Origin of the sequence: Sphingomonas asaccharolytica NBRC 15499 (genome assembly GCF_001598355.1) — a bacterium.
In the GTDB taxonomy this organism is placed as follows: Bacteria; Pseudomonadota; Alphaproteobacteria; order Sphingomonadales; family Sphingomonadaceae; genus Sphingomonas; species Sphingomonas asaccharolytica.
On record NZ_BCYU01000025.1, the window covers coordinates 46,220 to 55,911 of the forward strand.

The window sequence follows — 9,692 nt, forward strand, 5'->3', positions numbered from 1 at the left end:
CAACTGGCCGAAATGCGCCCCGCGTATTTCTCAATCATGCCGGGGGCATGATTGACTAGTTAAAGGCAGTGAGTTCCCTCCCGCAAGCGGGAGGGGAGTTTACGCCGCCTTACGCTGCCCACCGATATAGTCGATCAGCCGCGCTAAAGTCGGGCGCAGCTCCGCGCGCGGCGTGACCATGTCGAGCATGCCGTGGTCGAGCAGATATTCCGCGCGCTGGAACCCCTCGGGCAGCTTTTCGCGGATGGTTTGTTCGATCACCCGCTGGCCGGCAAAGCCGATCAGCGCGCCGGGCTCCGAAATCTGCACGTCGCCGAGCATCGCATAGCTCGCGGTGACGCCACCGGTGGTCGGGTCGGTCAGCACAACGATATACGGCAGGCCGACATCGTGGAGCATCTGGATCGCGACTGTCGCGCGTGGCATCTGCATCAGGCTCAATATGCCTTCCTGCATCCGCGCGCCGCCCGCCGCGGTGAAGATGATATAAGGAGCACCTTCGCTGATCGCTGCCTCGACTCCGCGCACGAACGCTTCGCCCACCGCGAGCCCCATCGATCCGCCCATGAAGGCGAAATCCTGGACGCCGACTACCGCCTTGCGGCCCTCGATCGTGCCGGTTGCGTTGATCAGCGCATCGCTCTCACCGGTGGCAGCGCGTGCCGCCTTGATGCGATCGGTATATTTCTTCTGATCGCGGAACTTGAGCGGATCGTCCTGAACCTTGGGCGGAGTCAGCGTCGCGAACGAACCGGCGTCGAAAATCTGCGCGAAGCGGACATCCGGCCCGATCCGCTCATGGAACGCGCAATTGGGGCAGACGTAGAGATTGTCGGCCAGTTCCTTGGCGAACACCATCTGCCCGCACCCCTTGCACTTATGCCAGAGGTTGTCGGGGCTTTCCTTCTTGGGGATGACGTACGACAGCGCGTTGCGGACGTTGGTCAGCCAGCTCATGCCACTTCCTTTCTGGCGGCGCGGATCGCGCCGGCGAGACTCGCGATATAGGCGCGCACCGGCTCGGCCGCATCCTTGCCATGCTGCCCGACCAGTTCGACGATCGCTGATCCGACCACGACGCCATCGGCGACCTGCGCGATCGCCGCGGCCTGATCGGGCGTGCGGACGCCGAAGCCGACCGCAACGGGCAGCTTGGTGGCGGCCTTGAGGCGCGCGACGGCTTCCTCGATCGAGGCCTGCACCGCTTGTTGCTTGCCGGTGATGCCTGCGACCGAGACGTAATAGAGGAACCCGCTAGCGCCTTCGAGCACGGTCGGCAGTCGCGCGGCGTCGGTGGTCGGGGTAGCGAGGCGGATCAGGTCGACGCCATTGCCGCGCAGCGCCGGCCCGAGCGAATCGTCTTCCTCAGGCGGAATGTCGACGCAGATCACGCCATCGACGCCGGCTTCCTTGGCGCGCTCGGCGAACCAATCGGCACCGCGCCGGGTCATCGGGTTGGCATAGCCCATCAGGACGAGCGGGACGGTCGGATGACGCTCACGGAACGCCATCGCGATGGCGAGGATGTCCGCCGTGGTCGTGCCCGCCGCGAGGCTGCGCAAATTCGCTGCCTGAATGGCGGGGCCGTCCGCCATCGGGTCGGTGAATGGCATGCCGAGTTCGATCACGTCGGCGCCGCCCTCGACGAGGGCGTCGAGGATCGGCCCCGTAGCGAACCGCCCGGGGTCGCCGGCGGTGACAAACGCGACGAGGGCGGGATGGCCCTTGGCGAAAGCTTGGGAGAGGCGGGTCATCGCTTTTTCCCGACCTCGATCAGTCGCGAAGCACCGATGGCTAAGCCTATAGCGGCGGCAAAGGCGAACTGGTTACTTCCAAATGCGCCATGATGGAGAACGACACCAACCAAAGCGGCAGCAATACCGCCGATCAGCGCGCTGGTGACGGCTTGTCTCAGATTCAATGTCATATCTTCACCCCCAGCGCTTCGGCGACGGTGAAGATGTCCTTGTCGCCGCGCCCGCACAGGTTCGCGAGGATGATCTTATTTTCGTCCATTTCCCGAGCCTTCTTGGTCACGGCTGCGATCGCGTGTGAAGGTTCGAGTGCCGGGATGATACCCTCGGTGCGGCACAAGAGCTGAAACGCGTCGAGTGCTTCCTCGTCAGTCGCCGAGGTGTAATCAACGCGTCCGATGTCCTTGAGCCAGGCATGTTCCGGACCGATGCCGGGATAATCGAGCCCCGCCGAAATCGAATGCGCTTCGGCGATCTGGCCGTCATCATCCTGGAGGAGATAGGTGCGGTTGCCGTGGAGTATGCCGGGGAATCCGCCGGCCAGGCTCGCGGCGTGCTTGCGTTCGAGCCCTTCGCCCGCCGCCTCGACGCCGAGCATGCGTACGTCGGGATCGTCGAGGAACGGATGGAACAGCCCGATCGCATTCGACCCGCCGCCGATGGCGGCGACCAGCAAGTCAGGCAGGCGATTGATCCGCGACAGCATCTGCGCGCGCGCTTCCTTGCCGATCACCGACTGAAAGTCGCGGACCAGCTCGGGATAGGGATGCGGCCCAGCCGCGGTGCCGATGATGTAGAAGGTGTCGTGGACGTTCGCGACCCAATCGCGCAGCGCCTCGTTCATCGCGTCCTTGAGCGTGTTGGCGCCGCTGGTGACCGGGATCACCTCGGCGCCGAGCAGCTTCATCCGGAAGACGTTGGGCTGCTGCCGCTCGACGTCCTTGGCGCCCATGTAGATGACGCAAGGCAGGCCGAAGCGCGCGCAGACGGTGGCGGTGGCGACGCCGTGCTGGCCGGCGCCGGTCTCGGCGATGATCCGGGTCTTGCCCATGCGGCGTGCGAGCAGGATCTGGCCGATGCAATTGTTGATCTTGTGCGCGCCGGTATGGTTGAGCTCGTCGCGCTTGAACCACACTTGCGCGCCCTTGCCGGGCTCAGATCCCGCGCGGATCGCCGCGGTCAGCCGCTCGGCGAAATAGAGCGGGCTGGGCCGGCCGACATAATGTTCGAGCAGATCGTCGAATTCCTGCGCGAAGGCGGGGTCGACCTGCGCCGCGCGATATTCGCGCTCGAGGTCGAGGATCAGCGGCATCAGCGTCTCGGCGACGAAACGGCCGCCGAACTGGCCGAAATGCCCGCGATCATCGGGTTGGGTACGATACGAATTCGACAAAAGATCAGGGTCCGACATTACCGTTATTTCCTCGTCACAACATTAGTCCAATCGCTTCGAACAGCGATCAGCGCCATCGTTGCGGGATGCGCAGGGCAGGGAGGATCGGCATCAGCATTGCGCGACCGCTTTAAGGAACGCGGCGATCTTGTCCACATCCTTAACGCCGGGCGCGGTTTCGAGCCCGGATGAGGCGTCGACCAAGGTCGCGCCGGTGCGCGTTGCGGCTTCGGCCACGTTGTCGGGCGTGAGCCCCCCCGACAGTGCCCAGGGCATTGCGTGCCGGAACCCATCGAGCAGGCTCCAGTCGAAGCGAATTCCCATGCCGCCCGGTCGGGTCGCGCCGTCCGGCGTCTTGGCGTCGAACAGGATTTTGTCGGCCGCGTCTCGATAGTTGAGCGCGCTGTCCAGGTCCGTGCGCGTCTTGACCGCGATGGCTACCCACACCGGAATGCGCGCCCTGATCGCCGCAGCGCGGGCAGGCGTCGTGCTGTGGAGTTGGACGGCATCGAGGTTGGCGGCGGCAATGGCGGCCTCAAGCAAGGCATCATTCGGATCGACGAACACGCCCACGCGCGACACGCTGGCCGGTATGCGGGCGGCGAGACCCGCGGCCGCATCGAACGATAAATTGCGCGGCGAAGGCGCAAAGAACATCAACCCGACATGACTCGCCCCGCCGGCGATCGCGGCATCGAGCGTTTCGGGCGTGCTGAGGCCGCAGATCTTGGCGGTGACGCGAGACATGGCGGCGCTATAGACGCGTCGAGGGGCGGATGGCCATGCGGGAGTGGCTCGGCGCGAATGGACGGCGACGCGGGACTCAGCCGAGCGGCTTTTCCAGCACGACCATGTGAAGCGGAGGGTCGACTAGGACCGGAAAGTCGCGCGTTCCGACCTGCGCATACCCGCGGCGCTCATAGAAGGCGATCAACTCGGCGCGCTTGTCGATCACCGTCATTTCGATCCGGTCGGCGGCGAACTCCTGGTGCGCTGTGGCTTCTGCAGCGGAGATCAATTGCTTGCCATAGCCGCCCGCTTGCAGCCTGGGATCGACGCATAGCAGCCCGAGATAGGCGAGCCCGCCGCCTGAATTTGCGACGCGGACGCAGCCGACCATGCGATCGCCATCGAACCCGACCAGCAGGCGTTCGGCCGGATCGGCGATCATCGCCCCCAACTCGCCGACCCCGATCCGTTCGCCGTCGAGCAGATCAGCTTCATGCGTCCAGCCGGCGCGGGCGTCGTCGCCGCGATAGGCGCGTTGGATCAGCGGTTGGAGCGCGGGAAGGTCATCGATGGCCGCGGGTCGAACAGTCAAAGGCGTCATGCGTAACCGTTGAATTCGATGTTGGTGATCGCATTGCGATCGGCGTCGAACTCCGCGCCGAAGAACGCGGCCCCGCCGTCGCAAACGACGACGGGCTCGCGACGCCAATAGTTGAATTCGCCGTCAAACCCGGACGGGAAGAAATTGCCGTAGATGACCCGATGCCCTTTGCGGATCATCCCGACATATTGGCGCAGCCAGCCCTTGGGTACCGCTTTGAGAAACGGGTGTTTGGCAGCTGCCGGGGCCAGTGCGTTGGGGAGTGCCGCTTCGAACTGCACGATATCGCTTGGTGAAGGACTCCAACCTTGCTCGCCCAGCAGAGGCGTCGGGCGGGAACATTGCGACAGCAGCGCCTTCGCCTGATCGAACGGCATGACGATATAGCCGGAATAGGACGCGGCTTGCGCCGGCAAGCCCAATGCGGCCGCAACGAGCAGGCCGGCCGTCAGCGCTCCGCGCGCCAACTCCATGATCAGAGCGTTGCGCCGATCTCGCGCGCGGCGAGATCGGGATCTTCCGCCCCGGTGATCGGTCGACCGACCACCAGGATCGAGGCGCCGGCGTCGACAGCCGCGCGCGGCGTCACGACGCGTTTCTGATCGCCGATGGCGCCGTTCGCCGGGCGAACACCCGGCACGACGAAGAAGCCCTTGGGCCATAATTTATGCGCCGCGCGGACTTCCTCGCCCGAACACACGATGCCGTCGACTCCCGCGTCCATCGCCAGCTCGGTCAGCCGCAGCACCTGATCGTGCGACGACCCGTCGACCCCGGTGGCGCGCAAGTCGTTCTCGTCCAGGCTGGTCAGCATCGTCACCGCGACGACCTTGGTATTGCTCGGCGCGGCAGCCTTGGCATCCTCCAGCATCGCGCGTCCGCCGCTGGCATGGACTGTCAGCACCGCCGGCTCGAGCCCGCGCAACGCCTGGATCGCTTTCCCCACGGTGTTGGGAATGTCGTGCAGCTTGAGGTCGAGGAAGATCGGCAGACCAAGCTCGTGCATCTCCAGCACGCCGTGGCGGCCATTGGCCATGAAGAATTCGAGGCCCAGCTTGATCCCGCCGACATGGTGGCGGACCCGCGCGGCAATCGCCTTCGCCTTGTCGATATCGGGCGTGTCGAGCGCGACATAGATGCGGCTGGTCATGGCGTCAGCTCGAGCGGCGGCTGTTTCGGCGGCTTGGGCGGTGCCGGCGGCGTGGTCGCCGGGATCGGCGCCGCAAGCACCGGACCGGGATCGGCGCCCATCGGCACCACTGGTTTCAGATCGGCGATCACGCGCTCCGCGGTCGTCAGCCGCTGCGTCAGGCGCCAGCGGATCGTGCGGTAATAGAGCCAGGTCGGGACCACGCCGGCCAGGAACGTAAGCAGCATCATGAAGGGAAGGTTCACTTCCGCGACCAATCCGCCCCACAGGTTGATCGTCACCCAGCTCCAATTGCCATACGTGAAGATCGCCGCGACGAAGCTGATCAGGCACCAGAAGAGGATCTTGAGGAACTGCATGGAGCGGGACGCTAGCGGGGCCGGTCAAGTTTGGCCAGAGTTCCCGGCAATCCTCCCCATCGGCGATGGGGAGGACCGGAGCCGCGCGCCGAGCCTCACCGAATCGGCGAGTTCGGATCGAGCCGCATATCCAGATACTTGTCCACGCTGCCCATCAGCTCGCCCATTTCGTGTTCGAAGAAATGGTTGGCCTTGGGAATCGTGTCATGGTGGATCGTGATGTGCTTCTGGGTGCGCAATTTGTCGACCAGCTTTTGCACCGCGATCGGGGTGACGACCTCGTCATTCTCGCCCTGGATGATGATGCCCGATGCGGGGCAGGGTGCGAGGAACGTGAAGTCGAACATGTTCGCCGGCGGCGCGATCGAGATGAAACCGCGAATCTCGGGACGGCGCATCAGCAACTGCATGCCGATCCACGCGCCGAATCCGAATCCGGCGACCCAGGTGGTCGAGGCCTCGGCATGGAAGCTCTGTACCCAGTCGAGCGCCGAGGCGGCGTCGCTCAGTTCGCCAATGCCATTGTCGAACACGCCCTGGCTTTTGCCGACGCCGCGGAAATTGAAGCGCAAGGTCGCGAAGCCGCGCCGCTGGAACGTCTTGTAGAGCTCGATCACGATGCGGTTGTTCATCGTGCCGCCCGACATCGGATGGGGATGCAGGATCATCGCGACCGGTGCGCGCGGCTTGGGCGCGGGGGCGAAACGACCTTCGAGACGGCCCTCGGGGCCGGGAAAAATGACTTCGGGCATCGTGTCCTGTTCTTTTAGCCGCAGAGGCGCCGGTGTGGCGCTAAAGGTTGCGCGCTATATAGGCAGCAGGCCCCAACACGCAATTGGAACGAGTCGGACCCTTGGCGACTAAGCGTATCTATCTCGACCATGCCGCGACCACGCCGCTGTTGCCCGCGGCGCGCGAGGCGATGGCTGACGGATTCGCGAACTGGGCCAATCCGTCGTCGCCACACGCAGAGGGGCGCGCGGCCAAGGCGATGCTGGAGAAGGCGCGGGGACAGATCGCCGCGGCTTATGGCTGGCCGGGCGAAGTGCTGTTCACCAGCGGATCGAGCGAGGCGCTGGCGATCGCGCTGACCCGCTCGGCCGTGGTGCGCCGATTGGCGAGCGCGGTCGAGCACGACGCGGTTCTGCGCGCGGCTTACGATATAGCATTGGTGCCGGTTGACGCGGCGGGGCTGGTCGATCGTGCCGCGCTCGATGCCGCGATGGCGGGTGAGGGGCGGGCGGTCGTCGCGATCCAATGGGCCAATAGCGAGACCGGAATTCGCCAGCCGATCGCCGAACTGGCCGAACAGATCCATGCCGGCGGCCATCTGCTGCTGGTCGATGCCGCGCAAATGCCGGTGGGAGCCGATCGCGAGGTGGCGCGACACGCCGATTTCGTCGCGCTTTCGGCACATAAGCGCGGCGGACCGATCGGCGTCGGCGCGCTGCTCGTACGCGACCTTGCAACGCTCGATCCGACCGGGGGGCAGGAGCGGGGATACCGGCCGGGGACCGAGAATATGCCGGGCATAGTCGGCTATGCGGCGGCGTTGGGCGAGCCAGAGGATGTCGCCCGCTATGCGGACCTGCGTGCCTATCTGGACAAGGAGATGGAGGCATCGGGTGGCGAGCCGGTGCTTGCCGGCGCACTCCGCCATCCTGCGATCGGTTCGTACCGCATGCCTGGCGTCGCGGCGACGACGCAGTCGATTCGCTTCGACATGGCTGGGATCGCGGTGTCGGCGGGAAGCGCGTGTGCGAGCGGCAGCATGAAGCCGAGCCACGTCTTGTCGGCGATGGGCTGGGATATCCAGGCATCGCAGGAAGTGGTGCGGGTGAGCTTCGGACGATCGACCACGCGCGCCGAGCTCGACGCCTTCATCGCGATCTGGCGTGAGATCGCGGCATCGCTGGCGCGCGCGGCATGATCTATCTCGATTACCAGGCGACCACGCCGCTCGCGCCGGAGGCGCTCGACGCGATGCTGCCCTGGCTGCGCGACCAGCATGCCAATCCGCATTCGGCGCATGGCCCCGGTCGCGCGGCCAAAGCGGCGATCGAGGTTGCGCGGACGCAGGTTGCCGCGCTGTTGCCCGCCAGCGGAACGGTCAGCTTCACCGGAGGCGCGACCGAGGCGCTCAACTGGGCGATCAAGGGTGTCGGCGGCCCGATCGTGACTATCGCCACCGAGCATGCCGCTGTGCTCGACACCGCGGAGGCTGCGGGTGACGCGGTGGTGCTGCCGGTTGGCCATGACGGTCTGGTCGATCTCGACGCGGCGCGATCGGCGATCAGGCCCGGTGTGAAACTGGTCGCGGCGATGTTGGTCAATAATGAGATCGGGGTGATCCAGCCGATCGCCGAACTGGCCGAACTGGCGCAACAGGCGGGCGCCTTGTTACTGTGCGATGCAGTGCAAGGTTATGGTCGGGTGACGATTCCGGAGGGCTGCGATCTCATCGCGCTGTCGGCGCACAAGATCCACGGTCCCAAGGGCATTGGCGCGCTGTGGATCCGCGACGGCGTTGCGCTGGCGCCATTGCTCCATGGTGGCGGACAGGAAGCGGCGGGGCGCTCAGGCACGCTCAGCCCTGCCTTATGCGCAGGCTTCGGCGCAGCGGCGGCGCTGATGGCGAGCCAGCGTGACCAGGATACGGCACATGTCGAGAGGCTATGGTCGGTCGCGCATTCGACGCTGGGCGCGGACTGGACCGTCAACGGATCGCTCGAGCACCGCTATCGCGGCAATCTCAACATTCGCCGTGACGGGCTGGACGTCGCGCGACTGATGTCCGATCTGCGCGATATCGCCTTTTCGGCGGGGTCGGCTTGTGCCAGCGGCTCGGGGCGGCCGAGCCATGTGCTGGAAGCGATTGGACTAAGCACTGGCCAGGCCCGCAACAGCTTCCGCATCGGTTTCGGCCGCTATACGACCGAGGAGGAATTGGTGAACGCGCTCAAGCGCATCGACGCCGCCGCCCGTGCGCAGAGGATCGCGGCGTGACTCGCGTGATCTTCATCGAGCGCGATGGCGCCACGCGCGAAGTCGAGGCGCGTCCGGGCGATCGCCTGCTCGAGGTGGCGCAGAATGCCGGCGAACCGCTCGAAGGAACGTGCGAGGGACAGATGGCCTGTTCGACCTGTCACGTGATCGTCGATCCCCAGGATTTCGCGAAATTGCCTCCTGCCGTCGAGGACGAAGAGGACATGCTCGACCTAGCGTCGGGCGCCACGCGATATAGCCGACTCGCATGCCAGATCTGGCTGAGCGAGGTGCTCGAGACGCTGACCGTGCGTATTCCGCCCGAGGCAAAAAACATGCAGGGACGCTGACCTATTTAATCCCCGTTTTACCGTGACTAAGCATTATTTCGTTCGTGGAACGGACGCTGCATGTTAGGCGTTTGGATGCGCCGGGGGGCGAAAAAAGCATGGAGAGACACGCCATGAAATTTCTCGCTGTAGTTGCTGCTGGAATTCTCGCCGCGTCGGCACTTACGCCGGTCACTCCCGCCAGTGCGGCGCCTGCGCCCCAGCGCTGGGGCCACGGACATCATGGTTGGAAGTGGAAAAAGGTGTGCACGGTGCGCTGGCGTCATGGCCATAAGGTCCGGACATGCCGCAAAGTCCGCGTTCGCTGGTAGAAGCGGTCTAATGGCTTGAAAGCGCCGCCCGATCCCGCCATATGCGCGGCGGGAGTCGGG

General features: G+C 65.3%; 13 protein-coding genes. 3 read left to right on the plus strand and 10 right to left on the minus strand.

Annotation, left to right across the window (positions count from 1 at the left end; translation table 11 throughout):
* Nucleotides 1-99: 99 nt before the first annotated feature.
* The 10 genes from accD to SAS01S_RS09135 form a co-directional block, all read right to left on the minus strand.
* Nucleotides 100-957 (minus strand): acetyl-CoA carboxylase, carboxyltransferase subunit beta, encoded by an 858-nt coding sequence (gene accD / locus SAS01S_RS09095; RefSeq protein WP_066807349.1) that lies wholly within the window; start codon nucleotides 955-957, stop codon nucleotides 100-102.
* On the minus strand, nucleotides 954-1,754 hold the full coding sequence (gene trpA, locus SAS01S_RS09100; protein WP_066807351.1) for a tryptophan synthase subunit alpha: 801 nt from the start codon (nucleotides 1,752-1,754) through the stop codon (nucleotides 954-956). The genes accD and trpA overlap by 4 nt, the downstream gene beginning before the upstream one ends.
* Complete coding sequence (locus SAS01S_RS22485; protein ID WP_157082744.1) at nucleotides 1,751-1,927, minus strand: hypothetical protein; 177 nt, start codon at nucleotides 1,925-1,927, stop codon at nucleotides 1,751-1,753. The genes trpA and SAS01S_RS22485 overlap by 4 nt, the downstream gene beginning before the upstream one ends.
* The gene (trpB, locus tag SAS01S_RS09105) at nucleotides 1,924-3,165 is read right to left on the minus strand and encodes a tryptophan synthase subunit beta (protein WP_066807352.1); all 1,242 of its coding nucleotides are present in this window, start codon (nucleotides 3,163-3,165) and stop codon (nucleotides 1,924-1,926) included. Before trpB ends, SAS01S_RS22485 begins: the two co-directional genes overlap by 4 nt.
* A gap of 93 nt (nucleotides 3,166-3,258) precedes the next feature.
* The gene (locus SAS01S_RS09110) at nucleotides 3,259-3,894 is read right to left on the minus strand and encodes a phosphoribosylanthranilate isomerase (protein WP_066807353.1); all 636 of its coding nucleotides are present in this window, start codon (nucleotides 3,892-3,894) and stop codon (nucleotides 3,259-3,261) included.
* 76 nt (nucleotides 3,895-3,970) lie between these two features.
* Nucleotides 3,971-4,477, minus strand: coding sequence for a GNAT family N-acetyltransferase (locus tag SAS01S_RS09115; RefSeq protein WP_066807354.1), 507 nt, complete (start codon nucleotides 4,475-4,477; stop codon nucleotides 3,971-3,973).
* Nucleotides 4,474-4,950 (minus strand): hypothetical protein, encoded by a 477-nt coding sequence (locus SAS01S_RS09120; RefSeq protein ID WP_066807355.1) that lies wholly within the window; start codon nucleotides 4,948-4,950, stop codon nucleotides 4,474-4,476. Before SAS01S_RS09120 ends, SAS01S_RS09115 begins: the two co-directional genes overlap by 4 nt.
* A gap of 2 nt (nucleotides 4,951-4,952) precedes the next feature.
* On the minus strand, nucleotides 4,953-5,627 hold the full coding sequence (pyrF, locus tag SAS01S_RS09125) for an orotidine-5'-phosphate decarboxylase (protein WP_066807356.1): 675 nt from the start codon (nucleotides 5,625-5,627) through the stop codon (nucleotides 4,953-4,955).
* A complete protein-coding gene (locus tag SAS01S_RS09130) occupies nucleotides 5,624-5,986 on the minus strand; it encodes a DUF1049 domain-containing protein (protein ID WP_066807357.1) in 363 nt (120 codons plus the stop codon). Before SAS01S_RS09130 ends, pyrF begins: the two co-directional genes overlap by 4 nt.
* Nucleotides 5,987-6,081: 95 nt before the next feature.
* On the minus strand, nucleotides 6,082-6,738 hold the full coding sequence (locus SAS01S_RS09135) for an alpha/beta hydrolase (RefSeq protein WP_066807358.1): 657 nt from the start codon (nucleotides 6,736-6,738) through the stop codon (nucleotides 6,082-6,084).
* Between the two features lie 101 nt (nucleotides 6,739-6,839).
* Between SAS01S_RS09135 and SAS01S_RS09140 the strand changes: the two genes are divergently transcribed.
* Genes SAS01S_RS09140 through SAS01S_RS09150 form a run of 3 tightly spaced genes read left to right on the plus strand, consistent with a single transcriptional unit; the run spans nucleotide 6,840 to nucleotide 9,321 of the window.
* Nucleotides 6,840-7,916, plus strand: coding sequence for a cysteine desulfurase family protein (locus SAS01S_RS09140; RefSeq protein WP_174544953.1), 1,077 nt, complete (start codon nucleotides 6,840-6,842; stop codon nucleotides 7,914-7,916).
* Nucleotides 7,913-8,992, plus strand: a complete 1,080-nt coding sequence (locus tag SAS01S_RS09145) for a cysteine desulfurase family protein (RefSeq protein ID WP_066807360.1) — start codon at nucleotides 7,913-7,915, stop codon at nucleotides 8,990-8,992. The genes SAS01S_RS09140 and SAS01S_RS09145 overlap by 4 nt, the downstream gene beginning before the upstream one ends.
* Complete coding sequence (locus SAS01S_RS09150; RefSeq protein ID WP_066807361.1) at nucleotides 8,989-9,321, plus strand: 2Fe-2S iron-sulfur cluster-binding protein; 333 nt, start codon at nucleotides 8,989-8,991, stop codon at nucleotides 9,319-9,321. Before SAS01S_RS09145 ends, SAS01S_RS09150 begins: the two co-directional genes overlap by 4 nt.
* The last annotated feature ends 371 nt before the right edge of the window (nucleotides 9,322-9,692 follow it).

What these genes read in the sequence shown, in the direction of transcription:
- accD (WP_066807349.1), bottom strand. Translation starts at nt 957, where the DNA reads ATGAGCTGGCTGACCAACGTCCGCAACGCGCTGTCGTACGTCATCCCC.
- SAS01S_RS09115 (WP_066807354.1), bottom strand. Translation starts at nt 4,477, where the DNA reads ATGACGCCTTTGACTGTTCGACCCGCGGCCATCGATGACCTTCCCGCG.
- SAS01S_RS22485 (WP_157082744.1), bottom strand. Translation starts at nt 1,927, where the DNA reads ATGACATTGAATCTGAGACAAGCCGTCACCAGCGCGCTGATCGGCGGT.
- SAS01S_RS09145 (WP_066807360.1), top strand. Translation starts at nt 7,913, where the DNA reads ATGATCTATCTCGATTACCAGGCGACCACGCCGCTCGCGCCGGAGGCG.
- SAS01S_RS09120 (WP_066807355.1), bottom strand. Translation starts at nt 4,950, where the DNA reads ATGGAGTTGGCGCGCGGAGCGCTGACGGCCGGCCTGCTCGTTGCGGCC.
- SAS01S_RS09130 (WP_066807357.1), bottom strand. Translation starts at nt 5,986, where the DNA reads ATGCAGTTCCTCAAGATCCTCTTCTGGTGCCTGATCAGCTTCGTCGCG.
- trpA (WP_066807351.1), bottom strand. Translation starts at nt 1,754, where the DNA reads ATGACCCGCCTCTCCCAAGCTTTCGCCAAGGGCCATCCCGCCCTCGTC.
- SAS01S_RS09110 (WP_066807353.1), bottom strand. Translation starts at nt 3,894, where the DNA reads ATGTCTCGCGTCACCGCCAAGATCTGCGGCCTCAGCACGCCCGAAACG.
- pyrF (WP_066807356.1), bottom strand. Translation starts at nt 5,627, where the DNA reads ATGACCAGCCGCATCTATGTCGCGCTCGACACGCCCGATATCGACAAG.
- SAS01S_RS09135 (WP_066807358.1), bottom strand. Translation starts at nt 6,738, where the DNA reads ATGCCCGAAGTCATTTTTCCCGGCCCCGAGGGCCGTCTCGAAGGTCGT.
- trpB (WP_066807352.1), bottom strand. Translation starts at nt 3,165, where the DNA reads ATGTCGGACCCTGATCTTTTGTCGAATTCGTATCGTACCCAACCCGAT.